The organism is Glutamicibacter sp. (assembly GCF_032154645.1).
In the GTDB taxonomy this organism is placed as follows: domain Bacteria; phylum Actinomycetota; class Actinomycetes; order Actinomycetales; family Micrococcaceae; genus Glutamicibacter.
The window spans coordinates 39,041-59,341 of record NZ_JALDXV010000001.1 but is presented as its reverse complement, the minus strand read 5'-3'; the positions used below and the strand labels follow the sequence as shown (position 1 = coordinate 59,341).

The window sequence follows — 20,301 nt, the reverse complement described above, 5'->3', positions numbered from 1 at the left end:
TGGCTTCACGCCATAGACCCCCGCACGTCTGCATCGCAGGCATCCCGCCGGAAATTCAGCTTTGCCTAGGAGTTACCACATGTCCGTTTCAGCCCCAGCGCCGCGCACCCAGAAGGGCAGACTCACTGCAGGCCTGCCAGCAGAAGCTCTAGAGAACGCAAAAGAGCTATTTAACAACCGCCGCGCAGGCTACTCGCTTGAAGCCCCGTTCTACACGGACCCTACGATCTTCAAGATGGACATGGAAGGAATCTTCAGCAACCACTGGCTCTTTGCCGCCAGCGTCGCTGAGCTTCCGGAGCCAGGCGACTACGTCACCGTCGAGTACGGCCCGATCTCTTTGATCGTTCTGCGCAACGATGAAGGCGGCGTCAACGTGATGCACAACGTCTGCCGCCACCGCGGAGCCCGCGTACTGACTGCAGAGTCCGGCACCACCGGCAACCTGGTCTGCGGCTACCACTCGTGGACCTACTCCTCGGAGGGCGACCTAATCCACGCCTCCGCACCGGGTGAAATGAACTTCGACAAGAGCTGCTTCGGCCTGAAGAAGGCTCACAGCCGTATCGTCGCAGGCCTGATCTTCGTCTGCATCGCCGACGAGCCGCCAACCGACTTCGACGAGACCTCCAAAATCTTCGAGCCATACCTGGCCCCGCACGATATCGCCCGCACCAAGATCGCCTACCAGCAGAACATCGTCGAAGAGGGCAACTGGAAGCTGGTGATGGAGAACAACCGCGAGTGCTACCACTGCGACGGCCACCCGGAACTTGCCTGCTCGCTGTTCCCCACCTGGGGCCTGACCGAAGAAACGGTTCCACCGCACCTGGAAGAAATTTGGGAGCGCAATAAGGAATCCGAGCGCGCCCTGGAAGAGCGCTGCCGCCGCTACGGCCTGCCATACGAGGTAGTCGAGGAGCTGGATAACCGCATCGCGGGCATCCGCATCTCCCGCGAACCACTCGATGGCGAGGGCGAGTCATTCTCCCCCGACGGTCGCCGCCTGTCCAAGAAGCTCCTGGGCGATCTGCGCGACTTCCGCCTCGGCCGCTGCTCCATGCACCTGCAGCCAAACAGCTGGTTCCACTTCCTAGGCGACCACATCGTCACCTTCAGCGTCTTCCCGATCACCGAAAGCAAGACCCTGGTCCGCACCACCTGGCTGGTTGCCGACGACGCCGTCGAGGGCGACGACTACGATGTCGAGGCACTGACCCACACCTGGAAGCAGACCAACATCCAGGACCGTGCGTTCGTCGAACTGTGCCAGCAGGGTGCTGCCAGCCCGAACTACGAGCAGGGTCCCTACATGAAGAGCGAATACCAGGTTGAGGCATTCATCAACTGGTACACCCAGCGCATGCAGGAGCACCTGGCATGACAGTCACTACCGTAAGCATCCAGGCCCCGGAGACCCATCGCATTCGGGGCTTGGAGATGCCGTGGAACCGCGTGCTGAGCTCAAGCGAGCAAGCCGCAGGCGCAGCCCGCGCCCTGGGTCCGTGGCATCCCCAGGAATTCACTGCTGAATGCGTTGAGGTCATCCCAGACCTCGGCGACATCATGACCTTTGTCTTCCGCCGCACCGACGGAGCGCCGCTGGCGTTCCGCCCGGGCCAGTACCTGAATTTTGCCTTCCCGGTCAACGGCGAAGACGAAGATCCATTGGATCGAAGCTACTCGATTTCGAGTGCGCCAACCGAGCCCTGGACCTTCAGCATCAGCGTGAAGCGCGACCATATGGGCGAAGTTTCACCCTGGGTCCACGAGAACGTCCGTCCTGGTACCGTGCTCGACGTGCTCGGCCCCGTGGGGGCGTTCCACCTTCCGGATGTTGAGCGTCGAGCTCGCTTCCTGTTCCTGGCTGCGGGTGCCGGCATCACGCCGATCATGTCGATGCTGCGCACCATCCACAGCCTGCCGGGCCAGGCAGACGTCGTGGTGCTGTACCACGGCGCACAGGCGGGACAGTTCGCTTTCGCCAAGGAGCTGGAATACCTCGCATCGGTAGACGAGCGCATTCAGGTCTTCTGGTCCCTGGGCGACCGCAACGTTCCCGAGAAGTGGGAGTGGATGCTTGGACGACTTACCAGCCAGATGATCGAGCAGGTGGCACCGGATGCCAACGGACGCCAGGTCTACGCCTGCGGTCCGGAGGGCTACCTGAACAACGCCGCTGAGCTGCTGAAGCAGGTTGGCGTCGACGAGACCTCCATCCACATGGAATTCTTCTCCGGCGACCGCAAGACCCTGCTTGAGTACCAGCAGGAAGTTGCGATCGCCGAGGAACTCGCAGGAGAGCTGGCAGATGAACTTGCCGACTCCACCGAAGAGTACTTTGAGAATCAACCGGTGGAGCTTGAACTCTACGAGCCGGCATTCGATAAGGACGGCGTGGTGGAGGCGGCCGGCCTCCCGCTGGAAGTCGCCAAGGGCGGCGCCTTCCCGGATGAGACCGGTGCGGAAGATTCTGGTTCAGCCGAAGCATCCGGAAAGACCGATCCTGATGGGCCGGTGGATGATTCTGCCTTCAAGACCGTCGGCGAGGGAACATTGACACTGTCATTCCTCAAGACCGGTTTGAAGGTGAAGATCGACCCGGACCAGAAGATCCTTCCCATTGCAAAGCGTGCTGGCGTGCGTATTGCAACGAACTGCCAGGAAGGAATGTGCGGTTCCTGCAAGGTAGTTAAGGTCTCAGGTGAGATTGAGATGAACCACCAAGGCGGAATCCGCGCCCGCGAGGTGGCAGCTGGCAAGTTCCTGGCCTGCTGCTCCACGGCAAAGACCGACCTGGTCATCGACGCATAATTTCAGCCCTTGCGGGCGGCGAACATCGCCACCCGCAAGGGCTGATTTTTTGTTTCCCCGATCCGGCAGAATCAGTTTTCAGCGTCGCGCCGAGAGCGGCCCCTGCCACGCCTAGAAAAGAACCGGCGACGCTTGTTTCGCATCAGTTCTTCGCGTTCTCGCTCCTCTTCAATAGCTTTCTGACGGGCCATCGCTGTTCTAGCGGCCCGACGCTCCGCCCATGCGGCGACCGCGATTTCAACATCTCGCGGCATGGTGGTCAGGGGCGGGCCATCTGGGAGAAGATACCTTGCGCGGATGACGCGCTCGTTGAACTCCTCGACCTCACGGCGCACTGCCGCCGTGGTCGGAAGCTGGTCAAGGACCTCGTCCAATGCCGCGTCGTCTTTGCGTAGTTGAATGGACGGAGGCAGCAGCGCCAGTCCCTCGCGCTTCACCAGGCTTTTGAACCACCAATCGGGGTCGTGAGCATCCGAAATATCGATCGGTTTGCCGCTGCCCGGTAGATTGTCGAATTCACCGCGTTTGATCGCCCTACGTATTTGCACGTCGGCGAGCAGCGCAATGATCGTTTCTGTGTCATACACGAAGGCTGAGGGATTGCAGAACATGAGTGGCTGAATTGAATTCGATTCCGCCATGACCATTCCTTTCCAATTCTTAAGTCACCTGTATTATTACACGTGTATTGAAAAAGGAGATGAGATGCCGAAGCAGGTAGATCACCGTGAGCGACGCGAATTGATAGCGCACGCGTTGTGGCAGGTTGTTGATCAGAAGGGCTGGGCAAGAACGACCATGCGCGAGGTGGCGAGCGAGGCCAAGGTGTCGCTGGGTCAGCTTCAACATTACTTCTCATCGCGTGCCGAGATGCTCGCCTTTGCGATGGAGTTTGCTTCCGAGCAGTCATCTCATCGCGTCGCTCAAGGGTTGGCTGCGCTTGGTCCTGAGCCGCATCCACGCGAGGTGCTGCGCCTTGTAGTTGTCGATCTACTGCCTCTGCAACCCGACTCCCGTGCAACCAGCCGAATGAACGCGGCCTACGTTCTCGAAGCCATGCACGATTCGTCACTACGCGACCAGGTTGGCAATCAGATGCGCGCAGGACGCGCAATGGTTGAACAGCTCATCCGACAGGCGATAGATAATGGACAGTTGAGCTCCACTTGCGATCCAGCCATCGAAACCGACCTGATCCTTGCCTTGAGCGGCCTCGCCCCGCTCCTAGACCTGAAGGTCATCGAACCATCTGCGGCACTTGCAGCCATCGATAAGCATTTGAGTCGCCTCTTCGATTCCCCTTGATCAATTCCGGCCGCCAGGGCCGCTTTCCCGCGAGCTAATAGACGCAACAAAAAGGGCGCTCACCCACGTGAGCGCCCACCACATCCCCTACGCAGCATCATTCAACCGCTCCTGCACCGCACGCCACCACCCATGCCGCACCTTCAACTCAGGAAACACCGCCTGCACATACCCCGACACCGGCGGAGCCTGCGACACAAACCGCATCCCAGCATTCTCAATCACCATCGTCTGCGGATGCGCCAACCCCACATACTCATTCCACCCCCACTTCTCCTTCGCCTTATTACAAATAGGACACCGGCCAGCAGAATTATCAGCATCCGTCGCACCACCCAAATGATGCTGCACAATATGATCGGCCTCAGTCGCCATCCCATCACAAAACGGGGTACGACAATTCCGGTCACGCACCCGGATAAACCGCTTCAACTTCGGCGGGAACAACCTGGCCTTCGAATCCATCGCCACCAACTCACTCCCACCCGGAGCGGTATACAACCGGACCATCTCGGTCACCGTCTCCAGATTCTCCAGGTAATCCTGATACTCACCCTCACGCAGCTTGCGAATATCGGTGCCGACCCCATCAAAGGACCCCGCCACCAGCTCCCTGGCCACCTGGGAAGAAATATACCCATACCCCTCCAGATAGGCCGGCTGCTTCTTCCCCATAAACAAGGACCGATCGGTCATGATCAAACTCAGGTTCAACCTCAGCGGCAGCTTGCGATGCTGCCCGGCCACGAGGTTCCCCACCAAGGCTGACGCTTCAATCTGCGCCCGCGTGCGAGGATCACCTTGCTGCTTAGCCTGGAAGGATTCATGGCGCAGGTGCTCCCGCAACGCTACCCCCAGCACCGAGGGAAGGCTGCCGCTGAAACGGATCGAAGCCCCGTCACGGTAGAACCGCACATACTGCTTATCCGCCGCGTCCTGCAGCTTGACCGCTTCGTCATCATCCATCAACGGGAGCGTGAACTCCCGGACGGTTTCGCGGACCTTGCCCGGGCCCTTGTTCGTGAACAGATCAGGATTCTCACCGTAGAACACGTCAAAGTCCTGCCGCTGCGCGGCCTTGACCCGTCCCAGCTCGGTCAGGACGATGTCGATGCGATCTTCGTCCAACGCGCCGGTGGCGTAGGTGCCTGCGAGGTTGGGGGTGTCTTCAAAGAGGATCCGATACCCTGCCAGCTTGGCCATAAACCCCTGCGGGGCCTGACGGCGGGCTAGCGCGACACTGCTGGCAGCACCGGTCGCAGGATAGTCAATATGGACCCCGCGCTCTTCATGGTCATAGCAGATCCGCTTTTCGGCCTGATGACTCAACGCCGCCTGCAGGTAGTGGAACGCGGCGATCGTGGACTGCAGCTCGTTGACCCCGCCCAACAGGTCGGTCGCGTCCCCCGCCTCCAACAACTCCATGGTCAGGGCGTGAACCTCCTGCCGCAGTTCGGTCAGCCGCCGCTGCAGGGGTGTCTGGGGTGGGCGATGTCTTAGCGCCATTGCTTCGGACATGTTTCTAGTATACTCTCATTACTAGAAAATATATTCGAATTTAATCTGAGAATTTTCCTTCCACCTCGGATGGAAACTCGGGGGCACAAGACGCATTCGCCCCGTAAAGCAGGGCGCTGATGCAGAAACGGTTTTACAATTCCGCGGTGCGCCCTTCCAGCGCCGCATAGTGCGACCAGCCCCCGGGATAAAGCCGACCACGCCCCAATCCAATGTGCTCCATGGTCAGAAGGTTGTGACACGCGGTGACGCCTGAACCGCAATAGGAAATAGTCTGCGAGGCGTCCACGATGCCCGCTCGCTCAAAATTTTCACGCAATTGCGCCGCCGGCAGGAGCCGACCTGCGGCATCGAGATTGTTGCGGCAGGGCACATTGACCGCGCCCGGAATATGCCCGGGCAGCCGGTCGCTGGGCACCTGAAGACTGCCGTCAAACCGGTCGGGGTTGCGCGCGTCGACAACCGGCCCGGTGAACCGTTCAACAACATCGGCGCTTGCCAGCATGGATTCCGGCCAAGCCGCAACTGAGAACTGCACCGAGGAGGGTTCGGGAGCCCCGGTTTCCAATGGTCCACCCCAGGAGGAAATTCCCCCGTCGAGCAATGCGGCGCTTCGGCCAATGGCGCGCAGCATCCACACAAGCCGTGCAGCAATCACTCCCCCTGCGTCGTCATAGGCGACAACCGTCGACTCGTCGCCAATTCCCAGCAAGCCCAGGCCCTGCGCAAATACCTCGGGGCTGGGCGGCGGGTTAAGACCTTGCGACCCGGATTCCGCCGAGAGCCAGCGGTCCAGGTCGACGAAGACCGCACCTGGAATATGTCCGCGGCGATATTCTTCTGCTCCGGAGGATCCGTCAAGGTAGCCAGCGCACGTCGGCAACAACCACTGGTCACGCCGAGATTCCAACCACTCGACGTTCACAAGAGGCTCAAATCCGGCGTTCGAATAGTCATCTTTCAAGCATAGATTTTTGCCCACTATTCGAGAAGGATCTATACGAATTATGAGACACCGTGATTGCTCGGAACATAGCGGAAGACCGTCGTGAACCTACCCAAGTTCACGACGGTCTTCCTGTTATTCCATACGGAGATCAGACGGGTTGACCGCTGGCCACAAGCGTGTCCAACGCCGCCTGAGAAGTGCGCAGCATCAGCAGCGAGGTGGTCACAGTACCAACCCCTCCCGGCACCGGGCTCAGAGCCCTGGCAACCGGCAGCACACTTTCCGTATGGACATCTCCAATGAGGCGGCCCGCCTCGTCGACATTGGTGCCGACGTCGACGACCACGCTGCCCTCATGCAGTTCGGCGCCCGTCAGCAGCCCCGCCTTGCCCGCGGCGACCACCACGACCGAGGAAGCCTTGGTGTGGCTTGCCAGCGCCTTGGTGCGCGAATGGCAGGTGGTGACGGTGGCGTCGCGCGCCAGCAGCAGCTGCGCCAGCGGCTTGCCGACGACCATCGAGCGGCCGATCACCGTCACGTGCTCGCCAGCCAGCGGCACCTGGTAGTGCTCCAGGACCTCGATCGCCGCCTGGGCGGTGGTCGCGGCATAGGCAGGCAGCCCGGCGGCCAAGCGGCCAAGGCTCTCCGGGTTGGCCCCGTCGATGTCCTTGTGCGGCGGGATCAGCGCCGCCAGAGCGGCCGCGTCGACCCCTGCAGGCAGCGGCGTCTGCAGGATGATGCCGTGCACCGCTCGGTCTTCGGCGAGCGCCTGCAGTGCTTCCTGCAGCTGCCACCCCGAAGCCTGGGGCCCGAGGTCGACCACGTCGCAGTGCACCGCCGACTCGGCCGCCTGGCGCACGATGGAGCGCACGTACCAGGCGGTGGACTCGTTGTCGGTGGCAAGCACCACCGCCAGCTTGGGGACCACCCCGGTGCCGGACAGCGCCTTGATGTTCCGCGCGGTGTCGGCCCGCAGGTTCTTGGCCACCGGCAGGCCGGTGAGCAGCTGTGAACTCATTGCGCCAGCTCCTTGCGCACCTTGCGGCTGATCGTCTCAGCCAGGGCCATATCCTCCTCGGCCTCGGTCACCGCCTCCGCGAGCTTGAGCCGCAGCGCCTGGGTCTTCAACGAGTTGGCGTTGATTTCCATGGTCACTACCGCGGTGCCCAGGGCGGCCCGGGCCGCCTCCGCGGCGGCTGCCACGTCGCTGAGCACGCTGCGGTTGCCGATTTTCACCAGTTCCTCGGCCAGGGCAAGGATCTGCTCCGCGAGGGACACCGATTCAAACTGCGGCATGGAGGCCTTGATGGTGGCGTCCTCGATGGCCTCGGCGCGGGCGGCGCGCTGTTCGTCGTCGCCCCGCGGCAGCCGGTAGGCCGCAATGACCTGCGCGAAGACCAGCTGGTCGTCCTGCGCCACCTGCACCGCACCTTCGCGCAGCTCGTCAGCGAGGCGGGCGATTTCCAGTGCCCGCTCTTCGACGTCGCGATAGCGGGTTCCGGTGGAGAAGCGCGCGACCATGGCCACCAGGGCCGCCCCCTGGGCGAGGTGCAGCCCGGCGGCCGCACCTCCGCCCGGGGTCGGTTCGTTGGATGACAGCCCGGCCAGGTAGTCCTGGATCGAGAGATCGGAAATGACTGGCACCGTTACACCGACACCTTTTCAGCCACCGGTGCGTCCTGGATGTCGCGCAGGCGCTTCATCTGCGGATCGTACAGCGGATCCTGGGTCACGGTGGCGGACAGGCGCTGGCCGAAGTAGTCGATCTGAACCTTATCGCCGAACTCGTAGCTGGCAGGCAGGTAGGAGTAGGCGATCGGGCGGCCCACGGTGAAGCCGAAGGCGGCGCTGGTCACGTAGCCGACGACGTCATCGCCCGCGTAGACCGGCTCCTTGCCCAGGACGACCTGGTTCGGGGAGTCCAGCACCAGGCAGCGCAGCTTCTTGGTGACCGGCTGCTTGGCGATTTCCGCCAGGGCCGCCTTGCCCACGAAGTCCTCTTCCTTCTTCTTGGCGATGGCGAAGTCAAGGCCTGCCTCGTAGGGGTTGTACTCGGTGTTCATGTCCGAGCCCCAGGAGCGGTAGCCCTTCTCCAGGCGCAGCGAGGCGAAGGCCGCGCGGCCGGCGGGGATGATGCCGAATTCGCGGCCGGCCTCGAACAAGACGTCCCAGAGGCGCTGGCCGTTATCCGCAGTGGTGTAGATTTCCCAGCCGAGCTCGCCGACGTAAGACAGGCGCCAGGCGCTGACCGGCACTCCGGCGATGTGGGCCTTGGTGGAGCGGAAGTACTTCAGGCCCTCGTTGCTGAAGTCGTCGTCGGACAGCTTCTCGATGACCTTGCGGGCCTGCGGGCCCCACAGGCCGATGCAGCAGGTGCCGCCGGTGATGTCGCGTACCTGCACCCAGCCGCCGGGGATCTTGCCGGAGTTCTGCGCCTCGGCCTCGACGGTGAAGTAGGCAAGGTCGATGTTGCCGTTGGCACCGACCTGGAAGGTGTTCTCCTCCAGGCGGGCGATGGTGATGTCGCTGCGGATGCCGCCGGCCTCGTCCAGCAGCAGGGTGTAGGTCACCGAGCCGACGGACTTCTTGGCGTTGCCGGTACTCAGGCGGTGCAGCATGGCCGCGGCGCCCGGGCCGGAGATCTCGAAGCGCTTGAGCGGGGTCATGTCGTACATGGCCACTGCGGTGCGGGTCTTCCAGGCTTCCACGGCGACGATCGGCGAGTGGAACTTCGCGGACCAGGTATCGCGCAGCGGCTCCTTCCAGTCCTCCGGCAGGTCCTTGAGGTACTTGGCGTTGGACTCGTACCAGTAGGGGCGCTCCCAGCCGCCGCCCTCCAGGAAGAATGCCTGCTGCTCGCGCTGGCGGGCATGGAACGGCGAGACGCGCAGGTCGCGCAGGGCCAGACGTGGCTCCAGCGGGTGGCGTACGTCGTAGATCTCCACGAAGTTCTGCGCCGAGGTCTCGTCCACGAAGCTCGGTGCCAGCTGGACGTCCTCAAAGCGGTTGACGTCGCTGTCGCCCAGGTCGATGGAGCTGCGGCCTTCGGTGATCAGCTCTGCCACGGCGCGGGCGATGCCGCCGGAGTGGGTCACCCACACTGCCTCGGCCATGTAGAAGCCCTGGACCTTCGGGGACTGTCCGACCAGCGAGCCGCCGTCGGAGGTGAAGGAGAAGATGCCGTTGAAGCCGTGCTCGATCTCGGTGTCCGCCAGGTCCGGCAGGATCTCCTGCGAGGCCTCCCAGGCGGGCAGGAAGTCCTCCATGGTGAATTCCAGGCTCGATGGCATGTTTTCTTCGGTGTAGTCGGCTGCGGCGATCTTGGGCAGCTTGTTCACCGGCGACGGCATCGGCTTGTGGGCGTAGGAGCCGATGCCATAGCGGTCCCCGTGCTCGCGGTAGTACAGGTCTTGGTCCTGGTAGCGCAGGATCGGCAGGGAAGCGCCGTTGGGCAGCTCGTTGCGGCCCTCAAGCCCGGCGACCTTGGTGGTCTTGGCGTACTGGTGGGCCAGCGGCAGCAGCGGGATGTCCACGCCCACCATCTCGCCGACGTTCACGCCCCAGAAGCCTGCGCAGGAGACCACGATGTCAGCGGCCAGGAATTCCTCGCCCAGCCAGACGCCGGTGATCCTGCCCTCTTCCTTGGCGATGCTCGTGACCTCGGTCTGCTCGCGGTAGACCACGCCGGCGGCCTGGGTGCTTTGAATCAGCGCCGCCACCTGCTTGGTGGCCAGGGCCAGGCCGTCGGTGGGGACGTACAGGCCGCCAAGCACCTTGTCCGCGTTGAGCAGCGGGTACTTTTCAAGGCACTGTTCGGCGGAGAGCAGGAAGGCTTCCACGCCGGTGGACTTGACGTAGCCGTGGCGGCGGCGCAGGTCGCGCAGGCGGGTTTCGGTGGTGGCGATCTCCAGGCCGCCCACCGGGTTGAAGCAGCCCATGGCTTCGAGCTTGTCGCGGGTGTAGGTCGCGAACTTCATCATCGACTGGGAAGGGTTGGCCTGGAAGACCAGACCCGGAGCGTGCGAGGTGGAACCGCCGGGCAGGGTGAGCGGGCCCTGCTCGATGACGGTGATGTTGTTGTGGCCCCGTGCCACCAGTTCATCGGCCAGGTTGGTGCCGACGATACCGGCTCCGATGATGACGATGTGCTGCTCGTTGGACATTATTTCTCCTGATTAGGTTCTAAGCTGGTGGTTTTTAGCGGAAGACGACGGTGCTGGTGCCGTCGAGCAGGACGCGGGACTCGCAGTGCCACTGCACCGCGCGGGACAGGGCCTGGGACTCTGCGGTGCGGCCCACCTGGGAGAGCGCGCGCGGGTCGTAGGTGTGGTCCACGCGGATCACTTCCTGTTCGATGATCGGGCCCTCGTCGAGGTCCGCGGTGACGTAGTGGGCGGTGGCGCCGATCATCTTCACGCCGCGGTCGTGGGCCTGGTGGTAGGGGCGGGCACCCTTGAAGCCCGGCAGGAAGGAGTGGTGGATGTTGATGGCGCGGCCCTCGAGCTTGCGGGTCAAGTCATCGGAGAGGATCTGCATGTAGCGGGCCAGCACCACCAGGTCGATCTCGTGCTCGTCGATCAGTTCCAGCAGCTTGGCCTCGGCCTGCTCCTTGGTGTCCTTGGTGATCGGCACGTGGACGAACGGAATGCCTGCGCCCTCCGCCATCTGGCGCAGGTCCTCGTGGTTGGAGACCACGAGTGCGATCTCGGCGTTCAGCTCGCCCTGGCGCCAGCGGAAGAGCAGGTCGTTCAGGCAGTGCCCTCCCTTGGAGACCATGATCAGCAGGCGGGTAGGCTGGGAGCCGCGCAGTTGGTAGTTCATATCGAAGCGCTGCGCGACGGCGGCGAAGTCTGCTTCCAGCGCCTGGACCGAGATCGGCTCGGGCGTGGTGAAGGCGGTGCGGATGTGCACCTTACCGACTCCGCGGTTGTCGAACTGCTGGTGCTCCTTGATATTGAAGCCGCGCGATGACAGGAAATCGGCGACGCCGGCGACGATGCCCACCTGGTCAAGGCAGGAGGCGGTCAGCACAAATTCGGTGTCCAGACCCGCGTCCTGTGCCGCTTCGGTCTGGCTGGAAAGGTTTAGTACGCTCATGACAACTCCCTATCGATATACTCGAAAGATATCCGACTAATATATTATGAATTGCAATGTAGTCTAGGTCACAGGAATTTTTGAGGTCAAGACTTTTTCGAAAAGTTATCAGGAGGTCGTCATGAGCCAGTCAACCATCGCAGCTACGCGCCAGCCCGGGGTCACCATGGCTGACTTCGCCTACGAGCAGCTATGCCAGATGCTGCTCACCCTTGTCATCGCCCCGGGAGATCCGATTCGCGAGGACGCGTTGATGCAGGAGCTGAACGTCGGGCGCACCCCGCTGCGCGAGGCGCTCAAACGCCTGGAAATCGACAAACTGGTGGTCAGCTACCCCAAGCGCGGCACCTTCGCCACGCGTGTAGAGATCAGCGACCTGGGCTATATCTCAGAAATCCGCCAGGGGCTGGAGCCGATGGCGGCGGCCCGAGCCGCGCGCACCGCCAATGAAGCAACCCGCGAAAGCCTGCGCAGCCTGGCGCGTGAAATCGAGGAACGGGACAATTCCGAAAGCAGCATCGAAGACCTGCTGACCTTCGACTCGATGGTGCACCGCAGCATCTACAGCGCCTGCGGGAACCCGCACCTGGAAGATTCGCTGGTGCGCTACAACAACCTCGGCACGCGCATCTGGTGCACCGTGGCGGACAAACTTCCGCATTTGACCGAGCACATCAAGGAACATCTGGACCTGCTGGACGCGGTGATCGACGGGGATGAAGAACGTGCGGCGCGGCTCTCCGAGGAGCATGTGCGCGCCTTCGAGGTGGCGCTGCGCGAGGCGCTGATGTCCTACTAAAGCAAGAGCGGGGCCGCGCACGGCCCCGCTGGATGCTACTCGGCTTCCTCGAAGAATGCCTCTACTTCGCTGATGCCCGCCGAGATGATTGGCGTCAGGCGCTCGTCAATGCTGTAGGCCCCGTCGTTCAACTCCAGCAGCCCAAAGGATGCCAGGGACGCCATAGCTGCCTGCGCTTCGGGGAGAACCTGGTCGTAGATCTTCGGCCCGACGTTGCGGCGCAGTCCATCCATGTCTCCCTCGCGCCCGGTGGAGGCGGTGACCAGCAGGTTGCGCAGCACCAGGTAGTGGGCCTCGTCGCGCAGGGTGTCGTCCATGGTCGGGTTCAGGTGGCCCTGCACCGCGCCGACCGCCATCTCGAAAAGGAGCTGGGCGCTGACGGCGTCCTCGCCCTCGACGAATGCCGCAAATGCCTCGTCGTCGCGCACGATCTTCTCGCCCTCGGTTTCAACCACGGACATCATCGCTGCGTTCCAGACGTAGTTGAAGACCAGCGGGGCCGGGGCGTCCTCTTCGATGGAGTCGGGGTCGACGCCCATGGCCTCAAGCACCCGGGCGCGCGGTGCGTTGCTCGACTCGGAGAAGTCGGAGACGTCGATGCCATCCCCCAGCGCCAGCGCAAAGGACTTGACCTTGGCGAACAGTTCGGTGGCGCGCAGCAGCTCGCAGATCTCCGCGTCGCCCTGGGCAAAGCCTTCCAGCGCATCCTCGAGCATTTCGCGCAGCTCCTCGTAGTCCTCCTGATCGCCCTCCCAGAGCTCGTGCTCTTCGATGAAGCTGAGGAAGTCGAGCCAGGTGGTGAAGATCGGCTCCGGAGCCACCTCGTCGGGCAGGGCGATCAGGAACTGCGCCAGCGCCTCGCCGAAGACCTCGGCGTCGATGTTGAAGATCTGCGCGCTGCGGGCGGCCTCGGCGTAGTCGCCGATCACCGCCTGCACCACCTCCAGCTGGATCTCCGATGCCTGGGCGGCGTCGGCGGTGGAGAACCCGGGAACCTGGGCGGCAACCCAGCGCACATAGTCATCGCGCAGCGCGTCGATGCCCTGCTGGGCCTGGATGCGGTGCACGCTGCGCCCGCGCGGGGCAGCCTTGGCAGGGTTACCCGGGCCCGAGTTCTTCTTGCTTTGACGCTTCTTGTTGGCCATGGTCGTCCTTCTGTCGAAAAATATCTTGGTTTAAGCCTACGGGCATTGCCCTTGGGACGAATCATCGCAAATGTTCATTTCCGGCTCTGCGGAAACTTTCAGGCTTCACCGCCGCCGACTAGTGCTGTTCTAGACTGACCGGCAAACGAGCAAGGAGCCGCAGTGAAGGTTAAGGCAGTCAGTTTTTCCGGCGCAGCAGCGAAAAGTTGGGGCCGCACCAATCCCGCCGTCCAGTCAGCCTCGGATTCGTTATGGGATGCGGTGTGCACTAGCGAAGGAGCTGCGCAACCTACTCTCGACGCATTGCGTCAGTACCCTGCGACTCCCCCGACGCCGGGCCGCGGCGGCACCGGGGCACTGTGGGAGTTCTTCGCGTCGGTGGCCGCACAAGACCTTGTCGCGGCCAGAGCTCTGGAGCCGCATTTCGACGCGGCAGCCATCTTGGAGCAAGCGGGTCTGCCCTGGCATCCCGGCACAACCTGGGGAGTCTTTGCCGCCGAAGGTCCCGGGCTGCGTCTTGAAGCCTCCGAGCATCGGGGACGCTGGCAGTTGAACGGGGATAAACCTTGGTGTTCGCTCGCGGGCGACCTCACACACGCACTGCTCAGCGCCCATGTTCCCGGCGGACGGCGCCTCTTCACCGTCCGGCTTGATGATCCGGGGGTGCAGCCCGCCGCTACAGCATGGGTCAGCCGCGGACTGGCGTCCATCCCCAGCGTGCCGGTGCATTTTGAGCAGGTTTCCGCCGAACCAGTCGGCGAGGTCGACTGGTACCTGAAACGCACAGGGTTTGCTGTGGGCGGCGTCGGGGTGGCCGCCTGCTGGTTTGGCGGTGCCGTGGGACTGTTCCGGCACCTCTTCCACAGCGCCCAGCGTCGGGCCCCGGACCAGTTGGCCCTGTCCTGGCTTGGGGAGGCCGATACCCTGCTGGCTTCGGGAGCAGCGACGCTCTTCAGGGCCGCGGAACAAGCCGATGCACTGCAGTTGGGGCCACGACAGGCTTCCGAAGTCAGGGGCCAGATCGCCGGTATATGCGAGCGCATGCTACAGATCAGTGCCCACGCCACCGGACCCGGGCCGCTGAGTCTCGATGAAAATCATGCGCGCCGGGTGGCAGACCTGAGCATTTACCTGCGTCAGCACCACGCCGCCCGGGACGAGGCGGCGCTGGGGAGCATACTGCTGGAAGAGACGCAGGAGACCGGGGTGAACCCATGGTGAACTTTAGTCATCTAGATGCGGGCACCACCGCTGCCGCATGGGACCGGCAGGGGTTGCAGAATCTGGAACTTTTGCCGCTGCAGGAAATTTTCGGCGACGCACGTCGGCTGATCGTGGTGGCGGCACACCCGGATGATGAAACCCTCGGCACTGCCGGGCTGATTCAGCAAGCCCAGCGCAGCGGAATGGAGGTAGAACTTATCCTGTGCAGCAATGGAGAAGCCTCCCATCCGCATTCCCCCACGCTTTGCCCGAAGCAGCTCTCCGAGCGGCGTGTGGCTGAACTCGTTCAAGCCATCGCAGCCATCGATCTTGATGCCAGCGGAAAGGGGATCTGCCTTCGCTCGCTTGGCCTGCCCGACGGAAAGCTCGCCGAGCATCGAGGAAAGCTGGACGCCATCCTGCGTGCCGAAGCGGCGGGCGGTGATTGCCTGATCGCCAGCACCTACCGCGGAGACGGGCACAGCGATCATGAGACGGTGGGCGAAAGCGCTGCGCAGGCGGCACAAGAATCGGGGATCGTCCATCTGGAGTTTCCGCTGTGGTACTGGCACTGGGCCGCCCCGGAAGAGCAGGAGCAATGGCGTCACTGGTACCAGCTGCCGCTAGATGAGTCTATGTTGCAGCGCAAATCCGCCGCCCTGTCGGAGCACACCTCGCAAACGCAGCCACTATCAAATGAACCGGGCGACGAAGCACTCCTGAGCCCCGAGTTCCTAGCGCACTTTGCTCGACCGCAGGAATTTTTCAGGTTGACCAGGCCGGGGCACCGGGACGCCGCCACAGCAGAGATTGTGTTCGAGCAGCTCTATCAAGCTAGGCCGGATCCCTGGAACTACCGGTCCAGCGCCTATGAACAGCGCAAACGCAGAATTTTACTGGCCTCCCTCCCCCGGGAGCGCTACAGCTCCGCACTTGAGCTGGGGTGCTCGATCGGCATTCAGACAGCCGCCCTCGGCAGGCGGTGCGATGCGCTGCTCGGCATCGACTCCAGCCAATCTGCGCTGGAACACGCACACAGGGAAACCTCGGGAATGCAGCGGGTTGAATTGCTTCAAGCCAACCTGCCGGCACAGTGGCCCGATCTGGACCCAGACAGCGTAGATCTCGTCGTCCTCAGCGAGATCGGCTACTTCCTTGCAGCCGATGAGCTCGCCGAACTGCTGTATCACAGCAGCCAGACGCTCCGGGCAGGGGGAGATTTGCTCCTGTGCCACTGGCTGCACCCGATTGAAGGATGGCCGCTGGATGGACGTGACGTCCACCGCATCGCGCACCGACTGAATTGGCCTCGCGTGGTGCTCCACGAAGAGCCCGACTTCTTACTCGAAGTCCTTCGCAAGCCCGGGGTCGGTGATGGCTAGAGAACTGAAGGGAATCCTCGTGGTGATTCCCGCACACAATGAGGAGCAGCGGATCGCCGACTGTCTTCGCTCGGTGGCGGCCAGCACGGCCAACCTGCATGAACTTCACCCGCAGCTCCAGGTTCAGGTGACGCTGCTGCTCGATTCCTGCACCGATGGCACCGAGCGCACGGCGCGAAACACCGGCTGCAAGGGAGCCATGCTGCGGATCTTGGCTGCGCAGTTCAGAAACGTCGGGTCCAGCAGGGCGTTGGGCATTGAGTACGCACTGCAGTCCTTCAGCGACACGGCAGATCCCGCGCGCCTGTGGATCGCCTGCACCGACGCCGATACCAGGGTTCCGGAACACTGGTTGAGCGGCTTCGCCGAGGCCTACGCCGCGGGTGCCGAAGTTGTCACCGGCACCGTGGAGCCCGACCGCGACGAAGTGCCGCAGCAGATCTTTGCCAATTGGCACCGCGAGTACACGTTGTCCGCCGGGCACCCGCATATCCACGGAGCGAATCTCGGATTCAGCGCTGCAGCCTACTTGCGGGCCGGAGGATTTGCACCGCTGAGCGCCGGCGAGGACGTGGAGCTGGTGCAACGCTTGCGCAACCATGGCCTTGAAGTGGTGGCTACCGACCGGCTTCATGCTGTGACCTCCGGGCGCCTGTCCGGGCGGCTGAAAGGCGGCTTCGCGGACTACCTCTCGGAGCTGACGCAAGCGCAGATGGGTTCCAGGGGAAGCACGCCGTCGAATGCATCCTGCTGAATCCACACGTGCGATCGGCGTCAGCGGCCCGTATGGTGCATTACATGCTTGGTGCGCGAATAGTCGTCGATGGCGTAGGCCGACAGGTCCCGCCCGTAGCCCGAGCCCTTGAACCCGCCCCAGGGCATTTCGGTGGCCAGCGCTAGGTGGGAGTTCACCCAGACGGTGCCGGCGTCGATGCGCGATGCCACATCGTGGCTGCGCTGGGCATCCTTGGTCCACACCGAGGCGGCCAGCCCGAAGGGCACCTCGTTGGCGCGTTCGATCGCCTCGGCCTCCGTGGCGAAGGTTTCCACCGACACCACCGGACCGAAAATCTCCTCCTGGGTGCAGGAGGCCCCGCGAGGGGCTGCGATTACCGTCGGTTCAATGAAGTAGCCGGTGCGCTCGACGGGGCCGCCGCCGGTGACAAAGCGTGCGCCTTCAGCTTCCGCCTTGCTCAGGTGCGCCAGCACGCGCTCGTAATGGGCACGGGAGATCATCGGACCGAGCTCCACGCTCTCGCCCTCGTCGGGTGCCCCGACGGCCAGGGTGGCCACCGCCGCGCCGAGCTTGGCGGTGAATTCTTCGGCGATGGATTCGTGGACCAGCACGCGGCAGGCCGCCCCGCACTCCTGCCCGGAGTTCCAGTAGCCTGCGGCGCGCAGCCCGTCGACCGCCGCGTCGATGTCTGCGTCCTCGAAGACCAGCACCGGGGCCTTGCCGCCTAGTTCCAGGTGAACCCGCTTCACCGACTGGGCGGCCACGCTTGCCACCGAGACGCCGCTGCCCACCGAACCGGTCAGCGCGACCATGGCGACGTCCGGGTGCTCGCTGAGCCTGGTGCCGATGACCGATCCCCTGCCGGTCAGCACGTTGAACACGCCTTCCGGCATCAGGTCGGCGGTGAGTTCCGCGAACTTCAGGGTGCTCAGCGGGGTGGTTTCCGAGGGCTTGAGCACCAGCGTGTTGCCGGCGGCGAGGATCGGGGCGATCTTCCACACGCCCATGAGCAGCGGGTAGTTCCACGGGGTGACGGCGCCGACCACGCCCAGCGGCTCGCGCACAATCACCGAGAAGTGGTCCTTGGCGTATTCGCCTGCCGACAGGCTGGTGCCGGAGCGCAGGGCTCCTGCCATGAAGCGGAAGGAGTCGATGGCCGATGCCACGTCGTCCTGCGCCACGGCGGCGGGCTTTCCGGTGTTCAGCGACTCAAGCGCCATCAATTCCTGCTGGTGCGCTTCGAGCCGGTCCGCGATCTTCAGCAGCACCGCGGCGCGTTCACCGGGCAGGGTGCGGCCCCAGGTGGTGAATGCCCGTTTGGCGGCCGCCACCGCGGCATCGACGTCTTGCACGCCGGCCCGCGGCACATCGAGCACCGCCCGCTCGGTACTCGGGTCAAGAACGCTGAAAAAGTCGGTGCCGTCGATGAACTCGCCGTTGACGAAGTGCTTGGCCGGCGGCAGTAAGAGTTCGGTGCTCTGCATGTCGCCCCCCTTAGTTCGCTACCGCTGCGGCGGACAGCTCATCGAGCAGTCCCGCGATACGTGCTGTGGTTTCTTCGCTGGCTGGGTGGATCGGCAGACGCGGCTGGCCGTAGTCCTCGCCCTTGAGGCGCAGCGCCGCCTTGATGGCGGGGATGAACGGTTCGGTGATCAGCCCGTCGACCACCGGGTAGACGCGGTTCCACCGGCTGCGCGCGGCCGTCAGGTCCCCTGCCTGCACCGCAGCGTAGACAGCTGCAAGTTCCTCGGGGACGACGTTGGCAGCTCCGGCGACGATGCCCTCCGCGCCTTCGAGCAGCCCTGCTAGGGTGAGCACGTCCCAGCCGACGAAGGTCTTGACCTGGTCCGCATGGTGGTGGATCAGCTGCACCGCCTGTTCCATATTGGCAGAGGAGTCCTTGATGTACTTCACGTTCGGGATCTCTGCTACTAGGCGGGCCACCAGCGCCGGGTGCAGATTAATGCCGGTGGCCGGCGGGATGTTGTAGAGCATGACCGGCAGCTCGACGCTGGCGCACACGGTCTTGAGGTAGTCGACGGTCTCTTCTTCACTGATCGGCTCGTAGTACGGGGTGACGATCATGACCACGTCCGCGCCGGAGCGTTCGGCGTGCTGGGTCAGCTCGATGGCTTCGCGGGCGGTGGTGGCACCGGTCTGGGCGACGACCGGAACGCGTCCGGCGGCCGCCTCGATGACTACCTCGACAACGCGCATGCGCTCCTCGTGGGTCATGGCGCTGAATTCACCGGTGGAGCCGTTGGCCACCAGGCCGTTGACGCCTCCGGCGATGCTGCGCTCCACGAGGGCGCGAAGTGCTGCTTCATCGAGGCTGCCGTCGGCGGCGAATGGGGCGACGAGTGCGGTCAGGATGCCGTGCAGATTAACAGACATGGTGAGAATTCCCTTGCTGAATGGTGTTGTGTGTTCCAGATGGCGGTTGCTGACAATGCAGCGAAACCTAAGGTGGCCCGATGGCCGGTGCGACAACAATGCGCCGATGTGCGGCGTCTCACTCAAGCGTAATATGTGATCACAAATCACACAATAGGTTGCAGGGAAATAGCGGGGCTAATTAATCGGGGGTGCCGTCTAGGCGTCCTCGGCGGCGGGCAGGGCGGCGCGGATGCGCTCCATGGCGGCAAGAATTGAGGACTCGTTCAGCCGAGCCATCAGCCGCCCATCGCGGGCCGCGGCGGCCGCGAGCATCTGCTCCTGGAACTCCCACAGCATCTTCTGGGTACCATCGGCCACCGCCCGCTGGGCGCCGATGAGCTTATAGGCGCGGCACTGGGTCCACAGCCTCTCGATGCTGTCGGTTAGCACCGGATTGCCGGAGGCCGAGTAAATGCGCGAGAGGAAGTTTTCATCCTGCGCCAGACACTCGCTCAAATCCCCGCGCTTCAGCGCCGCCATCATATTGCCGTAGTCAGCATGCAGATTAACAACGTCTGAGTCGCTGAGGTTCACGGTCCCCAGGCGGGCGGCTTCCACCTCAAGCACGCGCCGCACGGCGTAGATGTGCAACAGCTCCTGGGCGGTGAATCCCTTGACCACCGCTCCACGGTAGGGCACCGTCTCCACCAGGCCGCCCTCTTCCAAACGGCGCAGGGCCTCGCGCACCGGCATCACACTGGTGCCAAGCTGTTCGGCCAGGTTACGGATGCGCAGGCGCTCGCCAGCTTTCAACTCGCCATTGATAATGCTGCGGTGAATTGCATCGAAAACCTGCTCGCCAACCAGCGCGTTGGGTTCAAGTTTGTTCAGCGTCATACTCATCATTCTATCCACTGCCCCGGGCCGACAATGGGTTTGCGGCGCAGCGAAAGGCCCTGCCTGAGTTCTTTGTGAAC

Annotated in this window: 18 protein-coding genes; 7 read left to right on the top strand and 11 right to left on the bottom strand. The window is 63.4% G+C overall.

Annotated elements, in window-relative coordinates; all coding sequences use genetic code 11:
* Positions 1-79 precede the first annotated feature (79 nt).
* Complete coding sequence (locus tag RUH64_RS00265; protein WP_313810429.1) at positions 80-1,384, top strand: aromatic ring-hydroxylating dioxygenase subunit alpha; 1,305 nt, start codon at positions 80-82, stop codon at positions 1,382-1,384.
* Positions 1,381-2,814, top strand: a complete 1,434-nt coding sequence (locus tag RUH64_RS00260; protein ID WP_313810428.1) for an iron-sulfur cluster-binding domain-containing protein — start codon at positions 1,381-1,383, stop codon at positions 2,812-2,814. The genes RUH64_RS00265 and RUH64_RS00260 overlap by 4 nt, the downstream gene beginning before the upstream one ends.
* Positions 2,815-2,885: 71 nt before the next feature.
* Here the strand turns inward: RUH64_RS00260 and RUH64_RS00255 are convergent, their stop codons facing one another.
* A complete protein-coding gene (locus RUH64_RS00255; RefSeq protein ID WP_313810426.1) occupies positions 2,886-3,455 on the bottom strand; it encodes a DUF1992 domain-containing protein in 570 nt (189 codons plus the stop codon).
* A 64-nt stretch (positions 3,456-3,519) separates the two neighbouring features.
* Here RUH64_RS00255 and RUH64_RS00250 point away from each other — a divergent pair, with 64 nt between their 5' ends.
* Positions 3,520-4,119 (top strand): TetR family transcriptional regulator C-terminal domain-containing protein, encoded by a 600-nt coding sequence (locus tag RUH64_RS00250; RefSeq protein WP_313810424.1) that lies wholly within the window; start codon positions 3,520-3,522, stop codon positions 4,117-4,119.
* A gap of 87 nt (positions 4,120-4,206) precedes the next feature.
* Here the strand turns inward: RUH64_RS00250 and RUH64_RS00245 are convergent, their stop codons facing one another.
* The 6 genes from RUH64_RS00245 to purU form a co-directional block, all read right to left on the bottom strand.
* Positions 4,207-5,637: an HNH endonuclease gene (locus RUH64_RS00245; RefSeq protein WP_313810422.1), complete on the bottom strand. Its 1,431-nt coding sequence runs from the start codon at positions 5,635-5,637 to the stop codon at positions 4,207-4,209.
* Between the two features lie 133 nt (positions 5,638-5,770).
* Positions 5,771-6,601, bottom strand: a complete 831-nt coding sequence (locus tag RUH64_RS00240; protein WP_313810420.1) for a sulfurtransferase — start codon at positions 6,599-6,601, stop codon at positions 5,771-5,773.
* 133 nt (positions 6,602-6,734) lie between these two features.
* Positions 6,735-7,604, bottom strand: coding sequence for a bifunctional 5,10-methylenetetrahydrofolate dehydrogenase/5,10-methenyltetrahydrofolate cyclohydrolase (locus RUH64_RS00235; protein ID WP_313810418.1), 870 nt, complete (start codon positions 7,602-7,604; stop codon positions 6,735-6,737).
* Complete coding sequence (locus RUH64_RS00230; protein ID WP_313810417.1) at positions 7,601-8,230, bottom strand: cyclodeaminase/cyclohydrolase family protein; 630 nt, start codon at positions 8,228-8,230, stop codon at positions 7,601-7,603. The genes RUH64_RS00235 and RUH64_RS00230 overlap by 4 nt, the downstream gene beginning before the upstream one ends.
* A 2-nt stretch (positions 8,231-8,232) precedes the next feature.
* Positions 8,233-10,749 (bottom strand): FAD-dependent oxidoreductase, encoded by a 2,517-nt coding sequence (locus tag RUH64_RS00225; protein ID WP_313810415.1) that lies wholly within the window; start codon positions 10,747-10,749, stop codon positions 8,233-8,235.
* A 34-nt stretch (positions 10,750-10,783) separates the two neighbouring features.
* Positions 10,784-11,683 (bottom strand): formyltetrahydrofolate deformylase, encoded by a 900-nt coding sequence (gene purU, locus RUH64_RS00220; RefSeq protein WP_313810414.1) that lies wholly within the window; start codon positions 11,681-11,683, stop codon positions 10,784-10,786.
* A 121-nt stretch (positions 11,684-11,804) separates the two neighbouring features.
* Here purU and RUH64_RS00215 point away from each other — a divergent pair, with 121 nt between their 5' ends.
* Entirely contained in the window at positions 11,805-12,482 is a 678-nt protein-coding gene (locus RUH64_RS00215) for a GntR family transcriptional regulator (RefSeq protein ID WP_313810412.1), read from the top strand.
* A 35-nt stretch (positions 12,483-12,517) separates the two neighbouring features.
* Here the strand turns inward: RUH64_RS00215 and RUH64_RS00210 are convergent, their stop codons facing one another.
* Entirely contained in the window at positions 12,518-13,627 is a 1,110-nt protein-coding gene (locus RUH64_RS00210; protein ID WP_313810410.1) for a hypothetical protein, read from the bottom strand.
* A 162-nt stretch (positions 13,628-13,789) separates the two neighbouring features.
* On the opposite strand from RUH64_RS00210, the gene RUH64_RS00205 reads away from it, so the two are divergent.
* From RUH64_RS00205 to RUH64_RS00195, 3 genes are read left to right on the top strand one after another with little or no spacing between them, the layout of a single operon-like run.
* Entirely contained in the window at positions 13,790-14,848 is a 1,059-nt protein-coding gene (locus RUH64_RS00205; RefSeq protein WP_313810409.1) for an acyl-CoA dehydrogenase, read from the top strand.
* A complete protein-coding gene (locus RUH64_RS00200) occupies positions 14,842-16,212 on the top strand; it encodes a bifunctional PIG-L family deacetylase/class I SAM-dependent methyltransferase (protein ID WP_313810408.1) in 1,371 nt (456 codons plus the stop codon). Before RUH64_RS00205 ends, RUH64_RS00200 begins: the two co-directional genes overlap by 7 nt.
* Positions 16,205-16,966 carry a glycosyltransferase gene (locus tag RUH64_RS00195; protein ID WP_313810407.1) on the top strand — a complete coding sequence of 254 codons (762 nt, stop codon included), beginning with the start codon at positions 16,205-16,207 and terminating at the stop codon, positions 16,964-16,966. The genes RUH64_RS00200 and RUH64_RS00195 overlap by 8 nt, the downstream gene beginning before the upstream one ends.
* A 20-nt stretch (positions 16,967-16,986) precedes the next feature.
* Here RUH64_RS00195 and RUH64_RS00190 read toward each other — a convergent pair whose 3' ends face one another.
* The 3 genes from RUH64_RS00190 to RUH64_RS00180 form a co-directional block, all read right to left on the bottom strand.
* Complete coding sequence (locus RUH64_RS00190; protein ID WP_313810406.1) at positions 16,987-18,432, bottom strand: aminobutyraldehyde dehydrogenase; 1,446 nt, start codon at positions 18,430-18,432, stop codon at positions 16,987-16,989.
* Positions 18,433-18,442: 10 nt separating this feature from the next.
* Entirely contained in the window at positions 18,443-19,342 is a 900-nt protein-coding gene (gene dapA / locus RUH64_RS00185; protein WP_313810405.1) for a 4-hydroxy-tetrahydrodipicolinate synthase, read from the bottom strand.
* Between the two features lie 198 nt (positions 19,343-19,540).
* On the bottom strand, positions 19,541-20,221 hold the full coding sequence (locus RUH64_RS00180; RefSeq protein ID WP_313810404.1) for a GntR family transcriptional regulator: 681 nt from the start codon (positions 20,219-20,221) through the stop codon (positions 19,541-19,543).
* Between the last annotated feature and the right edge of the window lie 80 nt (positions 20,222-20,301).

Coding starts and splice junctions, on each gene's coding strand:
- RUH64_RS00265 (WP_313810429.1), top strand. CDS start 80: ATGTCCGTTTCAGCCCCAGCGCCGCGCACCCAGAAGGGCAGACTCACT.
- RUH64_RS00260 (WP_313810428.1), top strand. CDS start 1,381: ATGACAGTCACTACCGTAAGCATCCAGGCCCCGGAGACCCATCGCATT.
- RUH64_RS00255 (WP_313810426.1), bottom strand. CDS start 3,455: ATGGCGGAATCGAATTCAATTCAGCCACTCATGTTCTGCAATCCCTCA.
- RUH64_RS00250 (WP_313810424.1), top strand. CDS start 3,520: ATGCCGAAGCAGGTAGATCACCGTGAGCGACGCGAATTGATAGCGCAC.
- RUH64_RS00245 (WP_313810422.1), bottom strand. CDS start 5,637: ATGTCCGAAGCAATGGCGCTAAGACATCGCCCACCCCAGACACCCCTG.
- RUH64_RS00235 (WP_313810418.1), bottom strand. CDS start 7,604: ATGAGTTCACAGCTGCTCACCGGCCTGCCGGTGGCCAAGAACCTGCGG.
- RUH64_RS00225 (WP_313810415.1), bottom strand. CDS start 10,749: ATGTCCAACGAGCAGCACATCGTCATCATCGGAGCCGGTATCGTCGGC.
- purU (WP_313810414.1), bottom strand. CDS start 11,683: ATGAGCGTACTAAACCTTTCCAGCCAGACCGAAGCGGCACAGGACGCG.
- RUH64_RS00215 (WP_313810412.1), top strand. CDS start 11,805: ATGAGCCAGTCAACCATCGCAGCTACGCGCCAGCCCGGGGTCACCATG.
- RUH64_RS00210 (WP_313810410.1), bottom strand. CDS start 13,627: ATGGCCAACAAGAAGCGTCAAAGCAAGAAGAACTCGGGCCCGGGTAAC.
- RUH64_RS00200 (WP_313810408.1), top strand. CDS start 14,842: ATGGTGAACTTTAGTCATCTAGATGCGGGCACCACCGCTGCCGCATGG.
- RUH64_RS00195 (WP_313810407.1), top strand. CDS start 16,205: ATGGCTAGAGAACTGAAGGGAATCCTCGTGGTGATTCCCGCACACAAT.
- RUH64_RS00190 (WP_313810406.1), bottom strand. CDS start 18,432: ATGCAGAGCACCGAACTCTTACTGCCGCCGGCCAAGCACTTCGTCAAC.
- dapA (WP_313810405.1), bottom strand. CDS start 19,342: ATGTCTGTTAATCTGCACGGCATCCTGACCGCACTCGTCGCCCCATTC.
- RUH64_RS00180 (WP_313810404.1), bottom strand. CDS start 20,221: ATGACGCTGAACAAACTTGAACCCAACGCGCTGGTTGGCGAGCAGGTT.